This window comes from Gelidimonas denitrificans (assembly GCF_055694065.1).
On the sequence record NZ_CM146350.1, the window covers coordinates 2,778,526 to 2,798,552 of the forward strand.

At 55.3% G+C, this 20,027-nt stretch carries 21 protein-coding genes and 1 pseudogene; 4 read left to right on the top strand and 18 right to left on the bottom strand.

The window, feature by feature from the left end; translation table 11 throughout:
- Positions 1 to 18: 18 nt before the first annotated feature.
- Together FKCLFG_RS12955 and FKCLFG_RS12960 are read left to right on the top strand one after the other, a co-directional pair.
- Positions 19 to 951, top strand: a complete 933-nt coding sequence (locus tag FKCLFG_RS12955) for a carbohydrate kinase family protein (protein WP_472613490.1) — start codon at positions 19 to 21, stop codon at positions 949 to 951.
- An 86-nt stretch (positions 952 to 1,037) separates the two neighbouring features.
- Entirely contained in the window at positions 1,038 to 1,370 is a 333-nt protein-coding gene (locus FKCLFG_RS12960; RefSeq protein WP_472613491.1) for a hypothetical protein, read from the top strand.
- Positions 1,371 to 1,402: 32 nt separating this feature from the next.
- Here FKCLFG_RS12960 and FKCLFG_RS12965 read toward each other — a convergent pair whose 3' ends face one another.
- The 10 genes and pseudogenes from FKCLFG_RS12965 to FKCLFG_RS13010 all read right to left on the bottom strand — a co-directional run bounded on the left by FKCLFG_RS12965 (position 1,403) and on the right by FKCLFG_RS13010 (position 8,979).
- On the bottom strand, positions 1,403 to 1,705 hold the full coding sequence (locus FKCLFG_RS12965) for a DUF167 domain-containing protein (RefSeq protein ID WP_472613492.1): 303 nt from the start codon (positions 1,703 to 1,705) through the stop codon (positions 1,403 to 1,405).
- The gene (locus FKCLFG_RS12970) at positions 1,702 to 2,244 is read right to left on the bottom strand and encodes a YggT family protein (RefSeq protein WP_472613493.1); all 543 of its coding nucleotides are present in this window, start codon (positions 2,242 to 2,244) and stop codon (positions 1,702 to 1,704) included. Before FKCLFG_RS12970 ends, FKCLFG_RS12965 begins: the two co-directional genes overlap by 4 nt.
- A gap of 96 nt (positions 2,245 to 2,340) precedes the next feature.
- Positions 2,341 to 3,174: a histone gene (locus FKCLFG_RS12975; RefSeq protein WP_472613494.1), complete on the bottom strand. Its 834-nt coding sequence runs from the start codon at positions 3,172 to 3,174 to the stop codon at positions 2,341 to 2,343.
- 241 nt (positions 3,175 to 3,415) lie between these two features.
- Complete coding sequence (locus tag FKCLFG_RS12980; protein WP_472613495.1) at positions 3,416 to 3,586, bottom strand: hypothetical protein; 171 nt, start codon at positions 3,584 to 3,586, stop codon at positions 3,416 to 3,418.
- Between the two features lie 91 nt (positions 3,587 to 3,677).
- Positions 3,678 to 4,056, bottom strand: a pseudogene (locus tag FKCLFG_RS12985) (ribonucleotide-diphosphate reductase subunit beta); the annotation flags it as partial.
- 89 nt (positions 4,057 to 4,145) lie between these two features.
- Complete coding sequence (gene ampD / locus FKCLFG_RS12990) at positions 4,146 to 4,769, bottom strand: 1,6-anhydro-N-acetylmuramyl-L-alanine amidase AmpD (protein ID WP_472613496.1); 624 nt, start codon at positions 4,767 to 4,769, stop codon at positions 4,146 to 4,148.
- Positions 4,766 to 6,193 carry a sigma-54-dependent transcriptional regulator gene (locus FKCLFG_RS12995; protein ID WP_472613497.1) on the bottom strand — a complete coding sequence of 476 codons (1,428 nt, stop codon included), beginning with the start codon at positions 6,191 to 6,193 and terminating at the stop codon, positions 4,766 to 4,768. The genes ampD and FKCLFG_RS12995 overlap by 4 nt, the downstream gene beginning before the upstream one ends.
- Before the next feature lie 33 nt (positions 6,194 to 6,226).
- Entirely contained in the window at positions 6,227 to 7,939 is a 1,713-nt protein-coding gene (locus FKCLFG_RS13000) for a two-component system sensor histidine kinase NtrB (protein WP_472613498.1), read from the bottom strand.
- A 3-nt stretch (positions 7,940 to 7,942) separates the two neighbouring features.
- Positions 7,943 to 8,170 (bottom strand): PP0621 family protein, encoded by a 228-nt coding sequence (locus tag FKCLFG_RS13005; protein WP_472613499.1) that lies wholly within the window; start codon positions 8,168 to 8,170, stop codon positions 7,943 to 7,945.
- Positions 8,167 to 8,979, bottom strand: coding sequence for a cytochrome C assembly family protein (locus FKCLFG_RS13010; RefSeq protein WP_472613500.1), 813 nt, complete (start codon positions 8,977 to 8,979; stop codon positions 8,167 to 8,169). Before FKCLFG_RS13010 ends, FKCLFG_RS13005 begins: the two co-directional genes overlap by 4 nt.
- Positions 8,980 to 9,388: 409 nt before the next feature.
- Here FKCLFG_RS13010 and ffh point away from each other — a divergent pair, with 409 nt between their 5' ends.
- Both ffh and FKCLFG_RS13020 read left to right on the top strand, forming a co-directional pair.
- Positions 9,389 to 10,756: a signal recognition particle protein gene (ffh, locus tag FKCLFG_RS13015; RefSeq protein ID WP_472613501.1), complete on the top strand. Its 1,368-nt coding sequence runs from the start codon at positions 9,389 to 9,391 to the stop codon at positions 10,754 to 10,756.
- A 124-nt stretch (positions 10,757 to 10,880) separates the two neighbouring features.
- Positions 10,881 to 11,231, top strand: a complete 351-nt coding sequence (locus FKCLFG_RS13020) for an SWIB/MDM2 domain-containing protein (protein ID WP_472613502.1) — start codon at positions 10,881 to 10,883, stop codon at positions 11,229 to 11,231.
- A gap of 122 nt (positions 11,232 to 11,353) precedes the next feature.
- Here the strand turns inward: FKCLFG_RS13020 and FKCLFG_RS13025 are convergent, their stop codons facing one another.
- The 8 genes from FKCLFG_RS13025 to ftsW form a co-directional block, all read right to left on the bottom strand.
- Positions 11,354 to 11,860 (bottom strand): redoxin family protein, encoded by a 507-nt coding sequence (locus FKCLFG_RS13025; RefSeq protein WP_472613503.1) that lies wholly within the window; start codon positions 11,858 to 11,860, stop codon positions 11,354 to 11,356.
- Between the two features lie 147 nt (positions 11,861 to 12,007).
- Positions 12,008 to 13,201, bottom strand: coding sequence for a cell division protein FtsZ (ftsZ, locus tag FKCLFG_RS13030; protein ID WP_472613504.1), 1,194 nt, complete (start codon positions 13,199 to 13,201; stop codon positions 12,008 to 12,010).
- Between the two features lie 125 nt (positions 13,202 to 13,326).
- Positions 13,327 to 14,559 carry a cell division protein FtsA gene (gene ftsA, locus FKCLFG_RS13035; RefSeq protein WP_472613505.1) on the bottom strand — a complete coding sequence of 411 codons (1,233 nt, stop codon included), beginning with the start codon at positions 14,557 to 14,559 and terminating at the stop codon, positions 13,327 to 13,329.
- 10 nt (positions 14,560 to 14,569) lie between these two features.
- Positions 14,570 to 15,337, bottom strand: a complete 768-nt coding sequence (locus tag FKCLFG_RS13040) for a cell division protein FtsQ/DivIB (protein WP_472613506.1) — start codon at positions 15,335 to 15,337, stop codon at positions 14,570 to 14,572.
- A gap of 29 nt (positions 15,338 to 15,366) precedes the next feature.
- Positions 15,367 to 16,341, bottom strand: a complete 975-nt coding sequence (locus tag FKCLFG_RS13045; protein ID WP_472613507.1) for a D-alanine--D-alanine ligase — start codon at positions 16,339 to 16,341, stop codon at positions 15,367 to 15,369.
- A complete protein-coding gene (murC, locus tag FKCLFG_RS13050) occupies positions 16,334 to 17,743 on the bottom strand; it encodes a UDP-N-acetylmuramate--L-alanine ligase (protein ID WP_472613508.1) in 1,410 nt (469 codons plus the stop codon). The genes FKCLFG_RS13045 and murC overlap by 8 nt, the downstream gene beginning before the upstream one ends.
- Positions 17,740 to 18,825, bottom strand: a complete 1,086-nt coding sequence (murG, locus tag FKCLFG_RS13055; RefSeq protein WP_472613509.1) for an undecaprenyldiphospho-muramoylpentapeptide beta-N-acetylglucosaminyltransferase — start codon at positions 18,823 to 18,825, stop codon at positions 17,740 to 17,742. The genes murC and murG overlap by 4 nt, the downstream gene beginning before the upstream one ends.
- Positions 18,822 to 20,018: a putative lipid II flippase FtsW gene (ftsW, locus tag FKCLFG_RS13060; RefSeq protein WP_472615860.1), complete on the bottom strand. Its 1,197-nt coding sequence runs from the start codon at positions 20,016 to 20,018 to the stop codon at positions 18,822 to 18,824. Before ftsW ends, murG begins: the two co-directional genes overlap by 4 nt.
- Positions 20,019 to 20,027: the final 9 nt, after the last annotated feature.

Consider the following 20,027-nt stretch of genomic DNA (forward strand, 5'->3'; position numbering starts at 1 on the left):
TTTATTCGACTCTCCATCATGACTTCCCTGATTTGCGGCTCGATCGCTTTTGACACCATCATGTCGTTCGGAGACCGCTTCTCCAATGCCATCCTGGCGGACCAGTTACACAAGATTAACGTTTGCTTCCTGGTGCCGGAGTTGCGCAAGGAGTTCGGCGGCTGCGCCGGTAATATCGCCTACAACCTGAAACTATTAGGTGGCGACCCGCGCATCATGGCAACCGTGGGCCAGGATAGCCAGCCGTACCTCGACCGTCTCGACCAACTGGGTATTTCCAGACGCAATATCCGCACTTTCCCGGCCGCTTATACCGCGCAGGCCTTCATCACCACGGACGCAGACAACAACCAGATTACCGCCTTCCATCCGGGCGCGATGATGTTCTCGCACGAAAACCGAGTGGCCGATGCAGGTCTGGTCAAGCTGGCCATCGTCGCGCCCGACGGGCGCGACGGCATGCTGCAACACGCCAGCGATTGCGCCGATCTGGAAATTCCATTCATCTTTGATCCAGGCCAGGGCTTGCCGATGTTCAGCGGCGCCGAACTGATCCATTTCATTGAACTGGCGACCTATATTGCTGTCAATGATTATGAAGCCGAGCTATTGACCCAGCGCACCGGTCTGACGCTGGATCAGATTGCGCAGCGGGTGTCGGCGCTGGTCGTCACGCGTGGAGAGTTGGGCGCTCATATCTTCACTGCAGCCGAGCGGATCGAGATCGACTGCGTGAAGGCAGAGCGCATAGTTGACCCAACCGGTTGTGGCGATGCCTTCCGCGCCGGCATGCTGTTCGGCTTGAGCAATGACATGGATTGGGCCAGTACCGGCCGCTTGGCCAGCCTGATGGGGGCGATCAAGATTGCGCACCAGGGCGGACAGAATCACGCGCCCAGCAAGGCTGAAATTGAAGAACGCTTTTTTACCGCGTTCAACTATCGCCTGTAAGAAAGATCACGAACCTGTCTGCGACCATGCACACCCATTTCCGTCTGCTAACCTTGCTTCTGGCTGCGCTAACCATCGGGTGCACCATGCCTGTGCGATCAAACCCCACTCCGATCACATCCTCCACCCAGGGCAGCACCCTGGTGCGGATGGCCACCATCATTGCGGCGGACAGTGCGGTTATCAGTGACATCACCGATGGTGAACCAGTGGCCGCAGGAGAGGTGATTGTGGACAATCCGGGTGCGCCGCCGGGCGGGCAATCCGGGCGCACCAGAACCGTCACGAAATTGCTGCTGCGCCTAGATGATGGCGATGGCGCAGCGGTCACTTACCGGATCGAACCCGGCGCGGTTTTTCAGCTTGGGGAGCGGGTGAAAGTGATCACACGCAGCGGCCACACCCACATCACGCACTAAGTGCAACTGAGTGCGGCCGGAGCTCCATTACATTATTCAGGAAGCAATGCCTGCCGTAGCGCGGCGAGAGTCAATTGCGGCGCGTGAATTTCCAGTAGTTTGCGCTTGCTGGTCTGGCCGTGGATCAAGACCACCGCGCTTTTAGGCAGGCCCAGCGTAGTGGCGATAAAACGCGTCAATGCCAGATTCGCCTTGCCTTCAATCGGCGGCGCCTGCAGCCGTATCTTCAATACGTCGTCCAGTACGCCGATGACCTCGCTGCGTTTCGCATTGGGCGTAATCTGAACCGCCAGACGGATTCCTTGCGCGGTGAGAGAACACCAGTCGTGGCTCATGCCAGCGCTAGGACCAGCCTGCTGAACACTTGCAACGCCACCTGTAAAATCAGCAATGCCGCCAGCGGCGACAAATCGATATTTCCGACCAAGGGAATAATGCGCCGCAATGGGCGCAACAGCGGTTCATTCAGCGCCCGCACCAACGGCGCCAGCGGCGCTTGCGGATTGACCCAGCTAAACACCGCTTCGATGATCAGCAAACCCATCCAGCCATAAAACGCCCACTGCAACAGCCGCAACAGCGCCAGCAACAATAGCGCCTGAAACGAGAATGGCGAAATGAACAGCATCTCGACTGCGGTAGCAAGCACCGCGATCAGGTAGGCGCCACACAGGCATGCCCAGTCGTAACCACCCGCGCCAGGCAATAAGCGACGCAGCGGCAGCACCAGCCAGTCTGACAGGCGAAAAACAAATTGCGCAATTGATGTCGGCGGCCGCACCCGCACCGCCTGCATCCAGAACCGCAACAACAACGCGCCGGCCACGATGGCCGCCACTGTACCCACTATCAACGTTAAAATGCCATGCAGCATGGAAACCCTCCAAATAAAAAACCCGCCGTATGACAACAAGCCACACAGCGGGTATTGTGCCAGAAGCCATTGCGGCTTCTGGGCAAGGTTGCTGGATTAAGGACGGGAGCCGGTTGGAAACGGCCATGCTGCAGCTGGATTAAGCACGGTTTTCACATCCGACTTTGCCGCTGCCTTTTTAGGTGCCGCGGTTTTTGCTGCCGGCTTCTTGGTTGCCGCGGCTTTCGTCGCAACACCTTTCTTCGGTACTGCCGCAGCTTTCTTCGGTACTGCCGCAGCTTTCTTCGCTACCGGTTTGGCCGCAACTGCTTTGGCTGCGACGGCTTTGACAGCGGCTGCCTTCGGTGCTGCGGCAGTTTTTTTCGCCGCCGGTTTGGCTGCGACTGCTTTGCTTGCCAATTTCACCGCCGGTTTGGCCACGACCGTTTTGGCTACCGGTTTGGCTGCCGGCTTTGCTGCCGGTTTCTTGGCTGCGACGGCTTTGACAGCGGCTGCCTTCGGTGCTGCTGCAGCTTTCTTTGCTGCCGGTTTGGCTGCGACTGCCTTGCTTGCCGATTTTGCCGCCGGTTTGGCCACGACCGTTTTTGCTACCGCCTTGGCTACCGTTTTTGCTGCCGGCTTCTTGGCTGCGGCTGCTTTGACAGCGGCTGCCTTCGGTGCTGCGGCAGCTTTCTTCGCCGCCGGTTTGGCTGCGACTGCTTTGCTTGCCAATTTCGCCGCCGGTTTGGCCGCGACCGTTTTTGCTACCGGCTTCTTGACTGCCGGCTTTTTAGCTACGACTGTTTTGACAGCAACCGCTTTCGGTGCCGCTTTTTTAGCTGCTACTACAGGCGCTTTTTTTCCAGCGGCTGCTGCCACTGGTTTTTTCGCAGGCGCGGCGGACTTGACGGCCGGTTTCTTCGCTGCTGGTTTTTTGACTGCTGTTGCCATTTTTCTCTCCTTCACGTGAGATGGGAAAATCAATTTTCAAGATTTCAATCCGACTAACCATCGCGATCGGCCAGGCGGATTATTCATCGGGACAAACAAACCTTTGCATGCGCCAATGAATTCGGCACCAGCCGGGTTGCCGTATCCAACGTCCAATACGGCAACCCGGCCACAATGGCACCCCCTCCCGCAACACGCACAAATACGCAAAATCACGTCGGAGGTTAACCTGCAAAACAGGTTAAGCAACAATACTGCGGTTGTACCCAGAAAAAACGCCAGCGATAACACTGGCGCTGGAATCCTGCTCCTGAAACACTTCCAGTTTTTGCAAAGAAAAAGCCGTCTCGCCTGACTTGGTCAGGTCTGGCGGCATTAACTGATAAGGGAAATTCGGTTTTTCACTGTCCATCAAATCGGGTGACAACCTTCCATTTTTGCTTTGTCTACTTGGGGTCCAGACGACGCCTGCATCTGCCCTTCGATTGCATGCTGCCAGACGCTCATTTCCGGTTAAGTACAGCGCCGGTTTGATACTCGGGGACCCGCGTCTCGAAAAAATTACGTTCTTTCTTCAAGTCGAACACCTCGCTCATCCATGGGAATGGATTCTCTTCCTGTGCAAACATCGGGTCAAGCCCAATCTGCTGTATGCGACGATTTGCGATAAATCGAAGGTAGCCTTCTTTGAACATCGGCGCATTCAAACCTAACCAAACCTGGCACTCATCGCGGCATTGTATCCTCTGCATAGCGATATTCCAACTCTACCGGGTGCAAAAACAAGGCTTTGATCCCTACCCGAAATTGCGCGGCCGATCAGTACGGATGTTCCAGCTTGAACGTGTTGATCAGGTCGATTCCGAAGTTACAGCGCATCGCTGGTAGCGTTACTGTTTCGCCGCGATCATGTGGCGCTAGCCATAAATGGCATGTATTCATGCTTGATTTATTCAGCTTGATTTTTCAAGTCATGTCGGAGAAGCGGGGAAGCGCAGTACGCTGCGCGTATGCACTGACAACGACTGCTGATTTAATGCATGGCGGTAATGGAGCCAGTCAAAAAACGGCCCTGGATCAGTCTTCCGACCTGGCGCGATATGCTCATGTCCGACTACATCCGTGAGCCGATAACGGGTTTGCAATGCACTGGTGAGTTTGACCAGCGACGCATACTGCGGCTCCGCATAGGGTTCGAAATCGCTACCTTCCAACTCGATGCCGATGGAAAAATCATTGCACTGCTGCCGTTGGCCAAATGACGATGCGCCCGCGTGCCAGGCGCGATCATTGACGGATACGAACTGGACCAGAACGCCATCCCTGCGGATCAGAAAATGGGCTGAAACTCGCAGCGCGCGCAACTGATCGAAGTACGGGTGCGCATCGCAATCGAGTCGGTTGGTAAATAGGTCGCAAATCCATTCGCCGCCAAACTGCCCTGGCGGCAGACTGATATTGTGAATCACCAGCAAGTCGATGTCGGCGCCCACCGGCCGCGCATCGCAGTTGGGCGAAACGATGCGCAGCGCCTGTCCGCACCAGCCATCGGCCGCCACCTCGAACTTAGATTGAAACCGTTTATTTTGTCTCATTTGGGCTCACTGATATCAAGCCTCTGCATCTGATAGCGCAATTGGCGAAAGCTGATGCCGAGCAACTCTGCGGCTTGGGTGCGATTGAATCTGGTCCGGATTAAAGCGCGCCGGATGATGTCGCGCTCAATATCGTTCAGGTAATCCGGCAAACAGCTTGGAATGCCATCATCGCCAGGATTGCGTGCAGTTGCAGCACCGGCAGCAGTGACTATCTGCTGCTGCAATGGGATTAGCGCGGCATCCGGCGACCTTAATAAGGTAAGCGGTTTTGCCATTTTCAGCGCCAGGTCGGCGACTTCAATCACCCCGTTCTCGGCAAACGCCAGCGCACGCTCAAGGATATTTTCCAGTTCGCGCACATTGCCCGGAAAGGCATGGCCGCGTAATGCTGCCTGCACTCCCGGCCCAAGCACGGCTGCGTTGTCGGTCGTCGCCAGCCGCGCCAGGATGGCATCCGCCAGCGGGCCGATATCTTCCGGCCGCTCGCGTAATGCCGGCAGTACCAGCTCGATTACATTCAGGCGGTAATATAAATCCTGCCGGAAGCTTCCCTCTTCAACGCATCGGGCGAGATTTTTGTGCGTTGCGCTAATGATGCGCACGTCCACCGGTTCCTCGACGGTTGCGCCGATTTTGCGTACGCGGCGCTCCTGGATCGCGCGCAATAACTTGACTTGCATTGCCAGCGGCAAATCGGCTACCTCGTCCAACATCAGCGTGCCGCCATGCGCCGCCTGAAAAAATCCGTCGCGATCTTCCATGGCTCCGGTAAATGCGCCTTTGCGATATCCGAAAAATTCCGCTTCCATCAAATTGTCGGGGATTGCGCCGCAGTTGACGGCGATGAAGGGCTGGTCTGCCCTGACGCTGCGGGCATGGATTTCGCGCGCCGCGAGTTCCTTGCCGCTGCCGGATTCGCCGCTAATCGCCACCGGCGCCATGCTGCGCGCCAAGCGCGCAATCTGGGCCCGCAAGGCTTGCATGGCGGGCGAATCTCCGGTCAGCCGCGCTGCTGGCAGGTTCGCCGCGACAGGCTTGGCGAGGCTCGCAACACCGTCCAGGCACAACGCAGAGCGCACCAGCAGACGCAACTGCTCCAATGCTAGCGGCTTCGAAACATAATCAAACGCGCCTGCCTTGAGTGCAGCCACCGCATTTTCGGCACTGCCGAAAGCGGTAATGACTGCGATCGGCGTATTTTTGCAAGCGCTGGCAACTTCGCTTACCAACTCGATGCCCAAGCCATCGGGCAGGCGCATGTCGGTCAATACCAGTGCATATTGTTGTTGCGCCAGAAGCGCCCGCGCAGCGCGCAGGCTGTCGGCGCTATCGACATCGAGTCCCATGCGAACCAGCGTGATTTCCAGCAATTCACGCAAATCCGCTTCGTCATCGACCACCAAAATACGAGGAGAAGCCATGGCTACAGTCTGTTAGTTGTACTGAATTAATAATCAAGGCAAGTGCGGCAGCGCAAACGTAATCACAAACCTGCCGATGCGCTCGCCATTGCGCTGATCGACTTCATCGGCGCGATATTCATAATCGAGCATCGCGCCATTATTCAAGCATAATTCCCGCGCCAGATAGAGTCCCAGGCCGGTGCCCTTGCTGGAAGTGGTATGGAAAGGCTCGAACAAATGCGCACGAACTGCCGCCGCAATCCCGGGCCCGTCATCCTGCACATGCAGCTCCAGCCGGCTGGCATCGTCGCAGACGACACGCAGCCGGATGCTGCCCGACTGCGGGCTGGCATAGCGAATCGCATTCGACAGCAAATTCACCACCACTTCGCGCAGATGCGTCGGATCGAAGCGCACTCGCGGCGTATCGGAACCGGTCAATGCAATCATGGCAGAGGGCAGTCGATGCGCATCCTCAAATTCCTTGACGATATCGATCAATGCCGGAAGCAGCATGAAAGGTTCGCCGTGCAGTTGCGCTTTACGCGAGAGATTGAGAATATCCTCAATCATGCGGTTCACCCGGGCCACATTATCAGCGACGATATGCAAGAGTCGCGTAGCAACAGGGTCGGTGGCCTCTTCCTGCAGCAATGCGGCAGCATGCGAAATCGCCGCCAGCGGGTTTCTGACTTCGTGTGCGATGCTGGCGGTCAGGCGCCCCATCGATGCCAGTTTCAATTGCTGCGCCTGATTTTCGATCTCGCTGACATCGCGCAAGAAAATAATGGTTCTGGCAATTTTCGGTTCAGTCGTATCGACTGCCGCGAAGCGCAGTTTGAGGTGAGAAAAAAGCTCCCGTCGCGCGCCCCGAATGGTCGTTGCAGCGGCCAGCGTCGCCTGCGCCGGAGGCTTGATGAAAACAAAAATCGGCGCCTTCGCTTGCTCGGGTGCCGGCCCCGATTTTCCAGATACGGCTGACCACGCAAGAAACGCCTCAGAAATCGGCGCAAACGAGGGTATATCGCCCAAGCGCCAAGCCGGTTTTCGGCGCAAGTGAGCCACCCCCAGCATCTGTTGCGCAGCAGGATTACCCATCAGAACCGCACCGTCGCGGTCTACCACCAGAATGCCGTCTCCCATGTCTGCGATCACCAGCCGATTGATGGCCTGCTGGATTTGCAGATCCATGCCGCGCCTGGTGGCCAGATGCTCTTGCCTGATGAGCCTGGCAGCAAGTCGGTTGACGACAAAAATTACGGCAAAAAATGCTGCGCCGTAAAGTCCTGCCTGCATGAATGGCGCGTCGCCGTCCAGCGTTAATGCCCGATACCCGCTTTCCGCCAATAAAAACAAGGTCACGACCGAGACGAAAAACAGCGCAAGCACCAAGGGAGCGAGAATTGCGGCACCGGCTAGCGGGAACAGGTACAGAATCGCCAAACCGCTTTTGGCGCCGCCAGCAGCCATATACAGCGCTGAAATGACCAGAATATCGACGGCAATCTGGGCCGACAGTTGCAATAGGAAACGACGCCGGGAGTAAGCCAGCAATAACGCAAATGCGGGCGCCAGCAACAAATAGGCGATGCAAATTTTCAGGTAAACAGTCTGTCCGCTTACCCAGCCGCTCCTGCTGCCGTTAACACTGAAATACGCAAGCAGCAAACCAGCAATGATGATCCGGGTCAGGTTCATGGCCTGCAGCGAACGCCAAAAGGTCGCGTCAGGCTCGAAAGGACTGATCAGATCACCGCGCGCCATGCTCTAGGAAGGAAAATGCAGATGGCGGTGTTCTTCGCTGCAAAACGACATGCCAGCCTGGCTAACCGCTTCGGAAGCGGGGAAATGCACGCCGCAATGGGCGCATTGCACCATCAGTTCGGGCTCATCGAGCCGCGGCACTGCGGTTTTATCCGAGCGCATCGCATTTCTCTTGGAGCGGATTGCCCACACCACGAGCAAAACCAATAATAGCCAGGCCAAAAACTTCATACGCCACCTCGATGCAACACAACTTCAAGCACGAAACGACTACCGACATACGCCAACAGCAAGGTTGCAAAACCCGACAAGGTGAAGCTCAGCGCGGTTTTCCCGCGCCAGCCCTGCCATTTTCGCCCCGCCAGCAACAAGCCGAACAACACCCATGACAACATGGTAAACACGGTCTTGTGATTCCATTTGAACGCCTGGCCGAATAACTGTTCTGAAAATACGACGCCCGACAGCACCGTCAGTGTCAACAATACGAAGCCGAATCCAATCAGGCGAAACAATAGTTTTTCCATCGTCAGCAGGGCCGGCAGGCGATCGATGACCGAGGCAACCCAACCTTGCGAGCGGGAGCCCGTATGCAAGTGCAGTCTGGATTCCTGGATCGTCATCAACACGGCATGAAAGGCGGCCACGGTCAGCGTGCCATACGCCAGCATTGACACCGCGATATGCCACGCAAACAAGTGCGACTTCCCTTCCAGCGGCACGACGCTGCCTGGAAACACAATCGGCAAGATAACCGCCAGCACTGCCGTGGGCAACACCAGTACACGCAAGCCATCCATCGCAAAATTGCGGTTTTCAAGCCAGTAAGCGGCAACCGAAACCCAAAATGCCGCCGACAGCATGATTGCAAACCCGAGCCGCAATGTTTCAGGCGCGATAATCACGTCCGACCACAACGCAGCTCCATGCAGAAGCCAGGCGAACGCAGTCCCGCTGGAAATGGCGATGTGCTGGCGCGCCGGCAGAAATGCGCAGATTGCATAGAATAGCGCTGCCGCAATAAAAAATGAGATTTGCATGCCGGCAGTTTACACCATCTGCCCACTCCGCCATAACAGACAATTGCCCGCCAAGTCGTCCGTCGATCGGATCTAGGGGGAAATTTTGGCGACGCTTGCCATGAATTATACAACTGCTAGTATTTTTATATACCGCATTATATATATGCGGTAAACGCCATATATTTTGATATACCCCTTAAAATACAACGATAGTACAAGGAATGTTCGCAGCCTGATGAAGATCCAGCAACACTTGATGGGAGCCAAACAGCGCAGCATCAAACGCCATAACGGTTTAATGCGCGCCGTTGGCACGTACCGCATCGGTTAAAATGGCGCTTTACATCCCGGTGCGCGCAATTTCAGCTCGATCGCGCCGCACACCGCGCACATAGACTTGTCGCCCCACTTCTGAAACGCCACTGCCATGCTAGATAATCTTACCCAGCGCCTCGCCAAAGTCGTCAAAACCATGCGCGGCGAAGCGCGTCTTACCGAAACGAATACCGCCGAAATGCTGCGCGAAGTGCGCATGGCGCTGCTGGAAGCCGACGTGGCGCTGCCTGCGGTGCGCGAATTCGTTGCGAGTGTCAAGCAAAAGGCGCTCGGCGAAGACGTCATTTCTTCGCTGACACCGGGACAAGCATTAGTCGGCGTGGTGCAGCGCGAACTGGCGTCCCTGATGGGTGCCGATCTGGGCCCGGAAGCATCGCAACTGAATTTCGCCACCCAGCCGCCGGCAATTATTCTGATGGCCGGACTGCAAGGCGTCGGCAAAACCACCACAGTCGGCAAGCTCGCCAAATACCTGATCGGGGAAAAAAAGAAAAAGGTATTGACCGTATCGGCCGACGTCTATCGTCCTGCCGCGATTGCCCAGCTGCAGGCGGTCACGGGCCAGGTGGGCGCCGACTTCTTCCCGTCGCAAAGCACCGACAAGCCGGTTGATATCGCACTGGCCGCGCTGGATTATGCAAAAAGGCATTATCACGACGTGCTGATCATCGATACCGCAGGCCGCCTGGGCATCGACGAACAGATGATGCGCGAAATTTCTGCCATCCATGCCGCAGTCAAGCCGATCGAAACCCTGTTCGTGGTCGATGCGATGCTGGGCCAGGACGCCATCAATACCGCCAAAGCCTTCAACGATGCGCTGCCGCTGACAGGCATCGTTTTAACCAAGCTAGACGGCGACTCGCGCGGTGGCGCGGCCCTGTCGGTGCGCCACATCACCGGCAAACCGATCAAATTCGCCGGCATTTCCGAAAAACTCGATGGACTCGAAGCCTTTGATCCCACCCGGATGGCTAACCGCATCCTCGGCATGGGCGATATCCTGGCGCTGGTAGAAGAAGCCCAAAAAGGGGTGGACGTCAAGGCGGCCCAGGATTTAGCCCAAAAACTCAAGGTCGGCGGTAAATTTGACCTGAACGACTTCAAATCGCAGCTGGCACAGATGAAGAAAATGGGCGGACTCGCCAATCTGATGGACAAGTTACCGGCGCAACTCCAGCAAGCTGCCAATGGCGCCAATATGGGTCAGGCAGACAAACAAGTTAAACGCATGGAAGGCATCATCAATTCGATGACACCGTTAGAACGCGCCAAACCGGATCTGATCAAGGCCACGCGCAAACGCCGCATTGCCGCAGGTGCCGGAGTGCAAGTACAAGAGGTAAACCGGATGCTGGCGCAATTCGAACAAATGCAATCGATGATGAAAAAGCTCAAGGGCGGCGGCATGATGAAAATGATGCGCGGCATGAAAGGCATGATGCCCGGCATGCGTTAAGACCACAATCGTCTGAATTCGCGGCAAACACAAGAAAACACTTGCGTCCCCCTGCAAACCCCACCAATATTAGCGGGTACGCAAAAATGCGTTATTTCTTAACAGTTCACGAGGAGTCCACCCTATGGCAACAGCGAAAAAACCCGAAGCCAAGAAACCTGCAGCAACAAAAGTAGCACCGGCTAAAAAAGCTGCTCCAGAAAAAGCGGCAGCAACTCCAGCGCGCAAACCAAACGCAGCCTTCATGAAGCCGATGACACCATCTGCAGCATTGGCAACAGTAGTCGGCGCAGCACCGCTACCGCGCACCGAAGTCACCAAAAAAGTGTGGGAATACATCAAGAAACTGGACCTGCAAGATCCGCAGAACAGACGCATGATCAATGCCGATGCCAATCTGAAAACCATCTTCGACGGCAAAGAACAGGTATCGATGTTTGAAATGACAAAATTGATTTCAAATCATCTGAAATAATTTCTGCAGTGCCATAGCACCTGCCGTTGTCACAGTTCGGCGCATAAAAAAAGCCCGCATGAAATATCGTGCGGGCTTTTTTATTATCGGATTGGGAGCCTGATGGATTTACGGAATCGACTTTAGCCCAATTTCGCCAACATCGTTTCGGCGCTGGAAACCTCAAACTTGCCGCCTTGTTCTACGTTCAACTGCTTGACAACGCCATCTTCAACCAGCATCGAGTAGCGCTGCGAACGCGTGCCCATACCGGATTTTGTGAAGTCGGCATCCAGGCCGAGCGACTTGCTGAACGCCGCATTACCGTCAGCCATCATGCGCACGACACCATTCACCTTTTGATCCCGTCCCCAGGCGCCCATCACGAAGGCGTCGTTGACTGCAACACACCAGATTTCATCGACGCCCTTGGCTTTGAGATCAGCCGCATGCGCGACATAACCTGGTACGTGTTGCGCCGAACAAGTCGGCGTGTAAGCACCCGGCAAACCGAAAATAACGATCTTCTTGCCTTTGGCAAGATCACTGACATTAAATGAATTCGGTCCCAGTGAACATCCGGCGGATTCAACCTCAATGAATTCTGCAAGCGTACCTTCGGGCAATTTTTCGCCGATCTTAATGGTCATATTAATTTCCTTCCGTATTTGAAAATACTGTGGATAAAAAAACGCCGCGCCAGCTTTGGCGCGGCGTACGAATAACAGTATGCCCTAGTCTATTTTTTCTTGCCCGGGAGCGACATATCCGTACATCTCCAGCAAAACCTAAAATTCTTAATCTGCCTGTTTGCGCAGAAAAGCTGGAATATCATAAGTTTCCATACCGTTTTTTTCCAGCGCACGCACGGTTTCCGAAGCAGATTCGCGACGCCACACCGCCGGTGCCTTGAGGCCGTCGAACGCATGCGATGCGGTAGTCATGCCTTGTTGCAAGGTGCCCGCAATTGACGGCGCCATCATTGGCTCGTTGTGGGTGCCGGTACGCAGCATGGTGTTTTGCACCAACTGCATCGACTTCTTGGCACGCCCAAGTCCGGTCGCCACGACTGTCACGCGAATGTCATCGCCCATGCTGTCATCGTAGGCGATACCCTGGGCGATCGAAGCATCAGGCGCCGCGAACGCTCGTACCGCCGCCATGACTTCCTTGATTTCCTTACCCTTCAAACTACGGCTTGCCGTCACATTGACCAGCACACCACGGGCGCCGGACAAGTCGATGCCGTCCAGCAAAGGTGAAGCAACCGCCTGCTCGGCAGCGATGCGTGCGCGATCGACGCCAGATGCGGTCGCGGTGCCCATCATGGCTTTGCCCTGCTCACCCATGATGGTTTTGACGTCGTTGAAATCGACGTTGATGTGGCCAGGGACGTTGATGATCTCGGCGATTCCGGCCACGGCATTGTTGAGTACGTCATCGGCATGCTGCAGCCACTCCACCATGGTGTCGTCTTCGTAGATTTCTTCCAGTTTTTCATTCAGGATGATGATCAGCGAATCGACGTGCTGCGACAGCGCTTCCAACCCTTCGTCGGCGATGTCCATGCACTTCTGACCTTCATACGAGAACGGCTTGGACACCACCGCGACTGTCAATGCGCCCAGTTCTTTTGCCACCTGGGCCACGATTGGCGCGGCGCCGGTGCCGGTGCCGCCACCCATGCCGGCAGCAATGAAAACCATGTGAGCACCACGCAAGGCATCTTCAATACGCGCGCGCGACTCCTCGGCCAGTTGACGGCCGACCTCGGGCTTCATGCCTGCACCCAAACCGGTTTCGCCGATCTGGATCACGTTATGCGCCTTCGAGTGCAGCAACGCCTGCGCGTCGGTATTGGCGGCGATGAATTCAACCCCGGTAACGCCTTTGTTGATCATATGCTGGACAGCATTGCCGCCCGCACCACCGACTCCGACCACCTTGATCACGGTACCTTGCGTAGCATGATCGACCATATCAAACTCCATGATGTCCTCCTATTAGTTTGCGATTTTCAGTCGGAAGCACTCATTAAAATGATGGCTAGCGACTGAAAATAACCATTAAACAAAAAATAAAGCGATAAAAAATTACCCAGCCGAACCTGCCCACATCAAAAATTCCCGATAAACCACTCTTTCATGCGCTGCCATGCCTCCTTGAGAGAGCCTTCCTGCTGCGTCACCACATGGCCACGGTAATACTGCTTCTTGGCTTCCAGTAAAAGGCCGAGAACCGTCGAATAGCGCGGGCTGCGCACCACATCGGCAAGCTGGCCGTTGTAGCCCGGCACACCCATGCGCGCAGGTTTCAGGAAGATATCCTCTGCCAGCTCGATCATTCCGGGCATTAGCGCTGAGCCGCCGGTAATCACAATCCCGCTCGACAACACTTCTTCAAAACCGGACTCGCGCACCACCTGATGCACCAGCGCGAACAATTCCTCAACGCGTGGCTCTATCACAGCCGCCAGCGCCTGACGTGACAGTGTGCGTGGATTGCGGTCCCCCAAGCCGGGAACCTCAAGCGTCTCCCCCGGATCTGCCAATACCTGTTTGGCGACGCCATAACGCAGCTTGATTTCTTCTGCGTCCTGGGTCGGCGTGCGCAGGGCCATCGCGATATCGCTGGTGATTTGGTCGCCGGCAATCGGTATCACCGAGGTATGGCGAATCGCCCCTTCGGAAAATATCGCAACATCCGTGGTGCCAGCGCCGATATCGATCAGCACCACGCCCAATTCTTTCTCGTCCGGCGTCAGCACTGCATCAGCAGAGGCCATCGGCTGCAATATCAGGTCGGATACTTCGAGGCCGCAGCGTCGCACACATTTGACGATATTCTGCACCGCAGATACTGCGCCGGTGACAATATGCACCCGCACCTCAAGGCGTATGCCGCTCATGCCGATCGGCTCGCGCACATCCTCCTGATTATCGACAATGAACTCTTGTGGAACGGTATGCAGCAGTTGCTGGTCGGTCGGTATGTTGACCGCTTTGGCAGTTTCAATCACACGCGAAACGTCGGCGGCGGTAACTTCCTTGTCCTTGATTGCCACCATGCCGCTGGAATTGAAACTGCGGATATGGCTGCCTGCAATTCCCGCATACACATGCCTGATTTTGCAGTCGGCCATCAACTCAGCCTCCTCCAGCGCGCGCTGGATTGACTCGACCGTCGCCTCGATATTGACGACCACGCCTTTCTTCAGCCCTTTCGACTCATGCTGGCCGAGACCGATGACCTCATGGCGCCCATCGGCCATCACCTCAGCCACCACAGCCACCACTTTGGAGGTGCCTATATCCAGGCCAACAATCAAATTTTTTGCGTCTTTTGTCATCGTGTTCCGCTTACTTTCGTTTGCTTTCCAATCCAGGTGCCATTCCACTCGCTTTGAGTGCCAGCCCATTCGGATAACGCATATCTACACTTTCAATCCTGTTCTGCAGCAGCGCTACCAATTGCGGATAAATACCTACAAATCGATCGACACGTTCGCGCATCATTGCCTTGTTCTGTTCCCGCCCCAACTCCACGGCTATACCGTTATTTAGCTTTACGGTCCACGCATAGCGGTCTGACAGCTGTATCGATTCCGGAGCAAGCCGTATCGGCGCAAACCATTGTTTGAACTCTTCAAAACGCGCAATCACTTCCTTTTCAGCGCCCTCCGGTCCATTAAATTCAGGCAAACTGCCATTTTCTTCAGCCTCGGCAAGGTTGGCCGTGAATACATCGCCTTTGACTGAGACCAGGCGGCCGTTTTCACCCCAGGTTCCCAGCGGCTCGTGCTCTTCTACCGTTACGACCAGTTTGTTCGGCCATTCCCGGCGCACCGTCGCTTTGCGCACCCAGGGCACGCCCTCGAAAGCCATGCGCACGGTGTCCAGGTTGGAGGTGAAAAAATTCCCCTTGATACGTGGAAGCGCCGCCCCTTTTACCGTCAGCCGATTCACATGGTGCAATTGCATGGCATCAGCGCTCACCACCCTGATCACCGTCAACATGAACATCGGCCGTTGCGTCAGCCAAAAAATACCGGCTAAGAACAATAGCAATGCGAACACTGCAAACAGTGTGTTAGCTATCGCATTGAGTGTCTTGATCTCTTGCCACATGGTCTTTGCAGTTCCTCTGTTGCCGCTTCTTAGCGCACAATCCAGTCGACGGATGGCGTCAGATCGAGCGCAGCAGAACGTAATATTTCAACGCATAAATCCTCATATCCGAGTCCGATGACCTTTGCCGACATGGGCACCAGAGAGTGTCCTGTCATGCCCGGAGACGTATTCATTTCCAGTAAAAACGGCTTGTTGTCCGAGGCCCGCACCATCACATCGGCCCTACTCCAGCCACGGCAGCCGAGCGCACGGTAACTTTCCAGCGCCAGTTCCTGAATGGCACGCTCCTGTTCTGCCGGCAGGCCGCAGGGGCAGAGATATTGGGTATCGTTGGAAAAATACTTGTTCTGATAATCGTAATTCGCATCGGGCGCAATGATGCGAATGACCGGCAAGGCTTTGGCCTGTTCGCCATATCCCAGAATCGGGCATGTCAACTCCATGCCGGCAATAAATTCTTCCGCCATGACTGCACTGTCGTATTTGGCGGCCAGTGCAAAGGCCGCAGGCAATTGATCAATTTGCGTTACCTTGGTCAGTCCAAGGGTGGAGCCTTCATGCGCAGGCTTGACAATTAACGGCAAACCTAGCGCAGCAACGACCGCATCCCAATTGCTCTGCGTTGTCAGCATTTCGAATTTCGGCGTTGCCAGTGCGCTTGCCATCCAGATACGCTTGGTCATGGCTTTATCCATCGCAATCGACGAAGCCAATACGCCCGGCCCTGTGTATGGAATGCCAAGCAGTTCCAAAGCGCCTTGCAAGGTGCCGTCCTCGCCGTAGCGGCCATGCAATGCAATGAATACACTATCGAATTTTTCGGCGGCTAGTTCCGCCAGGCTGCGCTTTGCCGGATCGAATCCATGGGCATTGATTCCCTTGCCCATCAGCGCCTGAAGCACACCCGCACCTGACATCAACGATACTTCGCGTTCAGCCGAACGACCGCCAAACAAGACACCGACCTTGCCAAATTCATTGACCATGTCACGCTCACCCATGATGGTTTCCTTGCACCAGTTTTCCAGGAACGCCGCCGATGGAGCCAGCCCCCATCATGATCACGACATCACCATCCCGAGCAAAATTCATGATGGTTTCCGGCATATCATTGATATCCTCGACAAATACCGGTTCCACCTTGCCTGCGACGCGCATGGCGCGCGCCAACGCACGGCCATCGGCTGCGACAATCGGTTGCTCTCCTGCTGCGTACACCTCTGCCAGCACCAAAGCATCCGCAGTAGACATGACCCGCACAAAATCCTCGAACAGGTCCCGCGTGCGCGTGAATCTATGCGGCTGAAAAGCCAGAACCAGACGGCGCTCTGGATAAGCGCCGCGGGCAGCTGCGAGTGTTGCAGCCATTTCAGTCGGATGGTGGCCATAGTCATCCACCAAGGTAAAACTGCCGCTGGACTTGCCGTCGACATCGGCCAAATCAATTTCGCCATAACGCGTGAAACGACGCCCAACGCCATTGAATTCCATTAATGCTTTTTGCGTCGCGCTATCAGCCACATTCAGCTCACGGGCAACCACGATGGCAGCGCAGGCATTTTGGATATTGTGCATGCCGGGCTGATTCAGAGTCACCTTCATCGATGCGTAGCCTTCCTGAAGCACGGTGAATTGCATCTGTTCGCCAACTGCCTTGGCATCGACTGCACGCACTTGGGCATCTTCGTGGAAGCCGTACGTGACGATCGGCTTGGAAATGAAGGGCAAGATTTCGCGCACATTAGGATCGTCAAGGCACAACACTGCGACGCCATAAAAAGGCAGATGCTGGGTAAACTGGATGAAGGCTTGTTTGAGTTTTGCAAAATCGTGACCGTATGTTTCCATATGATCAGCGTCAATATTGGTAATGACTTCAATCACCGGCAGTAAATTGAGGAAGGATGCATCGGACTCATCTGCCTCGACCACAATAAAGTCGCCGGCGCCCAGCTTGGCATTGGCGCCAGCGCTATTCAAACGGCCACCGATGACGAAAGTCGGATCCAGGCCGCCTTCCGCAAGCACGCTGGCGACCAGACTGGTAGTCGTAGTCTTGCCGTGCGTGCCGGCGATTGCAATGCCACGTTTCAGACGCATTAACTCCGCCAGCATCATGGCCCGCGGCACGATCGGAATATTTTTTTGTCGCGCCGCCAGTACTTCCGGGTTATCCGCTTTTACCGCCGTGGAAGTAACGATTACATCGGCGTTATTGGTATTTTCAGCAGCATGGCCCAATGTAACGTGCGCGCCCAAGCCAGCCAAGCGCTGCGTCGCCGCATTACACCCGAGATCCGAGCCGGAGATGGTATATCCGAGATTGAGCAACACTTCGGCAATGCCACTCATGCCCGAGCCGCCGATTCCTACAAAATGAATGTGTTTTACTTTATGTTTCATACCTTGCTCGCCAATTCTTCTAATACATCTGCAATCATTTCGTTTGCATCCCGCCTACCGATTGCATAAGCAGCCAGCGCTATCGTCAGACACTCTTGACGCGTCAGGGTTTGCAATATTATGGATAAATTTTCCGCCGTCATTTCGTCCTGTGGCTGATAGATTGCCGCATGTTGTTGCGCCATCCACTGGGCGTTGACGCGCTGATGTGAAGTCGTCGATACAATCAATGGCACCAGTACGCTTGCCACCCCCGCTGCAGTCAGCTCCGATAATGTAATTGCGCCAGCGCGGCAAATCACCAGATCGGCGTCGGCATAGCGACGCGGCATGTCATCGATGAAATCCACTACCTCCGCCTGCACTTGTGCCGCGGCATACGCTGCACGCAATACGTCAACATGTTTTTTGCCGGACTGGTGCGTGACTATCGGCCGCAAGTCAACCGGAATCAAAGCCAATGCCGCGGGCAGGCAATCGTTCAAGACTTTTGCGCCCAGACTGCCGCCAACCACCAGAATCCTGAGCGGCCCGCTGCGGGCTGCGTAACGCTGCTCAGGAACAGGCAAAGCGATGATTTCTTTGCGCACTGGGTTGCCTGTTACTAAAGCCTTACTAGCTGCGTTGCCAAAATCCGCAGGAAAACCGAACAGCACCCGTTTTGCCATTGGCACCAGGGTCTTGTTCGACAACAATAGGGCCGCATCCGCATTCACCAACGCCAGGGGAATGTGACGCACAGCCGCCATCACGCCGCCCGGCACCGTCACATACCCACCCATCCCGAGCACCACGTCCGGTTGGCGGCGGCCGAGGATGCGGTAGCAGGAGACGAAACTTGCAAGCAGCCTGAATGTGCCGCGCAAGCTATGCATCAAACCTTTACCGCGCAATCCGGCGAAATCGATGGTGTCCATCTCGATGCCATGCCGGGGCACGATATCGTGCTCCATGCCATGTGTGGTGCCGAGCCAGGATACCTGCCAACCGCGCGCGCTCATCGTCTCTGCAATCGCCAGCCCAGGAAAGATATGACCGCCAGTGCCTGCCGCCATGACGACCAGCGTTTTCAGATGTGTCATATTCTGCCTCCGCGCATCAAAATCCTGTTCTCGTAATCGATGCGCAGCAGAATTGCCAGACCGATACAATTAATCAACACACCCGAGCCACCATAACTCATCAGTGGCAAGGTCAATCCTTTGGTCGGCAACAAGCCGAGATTGACGCCCATATTGATGAAAGTCTGGACACCAATCCAGATGCCAACACCTTTCGCAACCAACCCGGCGAACGTCAAATCCAGTGCAATGGCCTGACGACCAATTTCAAAAGCACGTTTGACGATCCAGTAAAACATCATCACAACCACCAATACGCCGGCAAAACCCAGTTCTTCGCCAATCACTGCCAATAAAAAATCGGTATGCGCCTCTGGCAAATAATGCAGCTTCTCGACACTGCCGCCAAGACCGACGCCGAACAATTCGCCGCGCCCGAAGGCAATCAGCGAATGCGACAATTGATACGCCTTGCCCAATGCGTTTTCTTCGGTCCAAGGATTCAGATAAGCAAAAATCCTCTCGCGCCGCCATGGCGACAACATAATTACCAGGCTAAAAATTCCCACCAGCGTGGCACCGATGCCGCTGAACCAGACACCATTGATGCCACCTAGAAACAAAATACCCATCGCGATACAAACGATCACGCCAAACGCACCCAAGTCCGGCTCCAGCAACAACAACAAACCGACCATTGCCACCGCACCCGCCATCGGCAGAAAACCTTTTGTCAATTTATGCATGAATTGCTGCTTGCGCACCGTGTAATCAGCTGCATACAGCACAACGAACAGCTTCATCAATTCGGAAGGTTGCAAATTGAAAACCTTGAACGATAGCCAGCGTTTTGCGCCATTCACGCCTTTGCCCACACCAGGCACCAGAACTAGCAGCAGCAGTATCAAAGTAGCCACGAACAGATACGGCGCCCAGCGCTGCCAAGTACTGATCGGCACCCGAAACACGATCAAGCTGCTGCAAAATGCAGCAGCAACGAAGATCCCCTGCCTGATCAGGAAATGGCTATTGTTGTAACTCGCGTATTTGGGTGAGTCAGGCAAAGAAATGGAAGCGGAATACACCATTACCATTCCGAACAGCATCAGCAATACCACTACCCAGATCAAAGGCTGATCGTATTCCATCATTTTGGAGCGCTGCGGCAAATCCCGCCTCGGCTCTTTGACGGATGAAAATCCAAACCACGTCATGATGGCTGG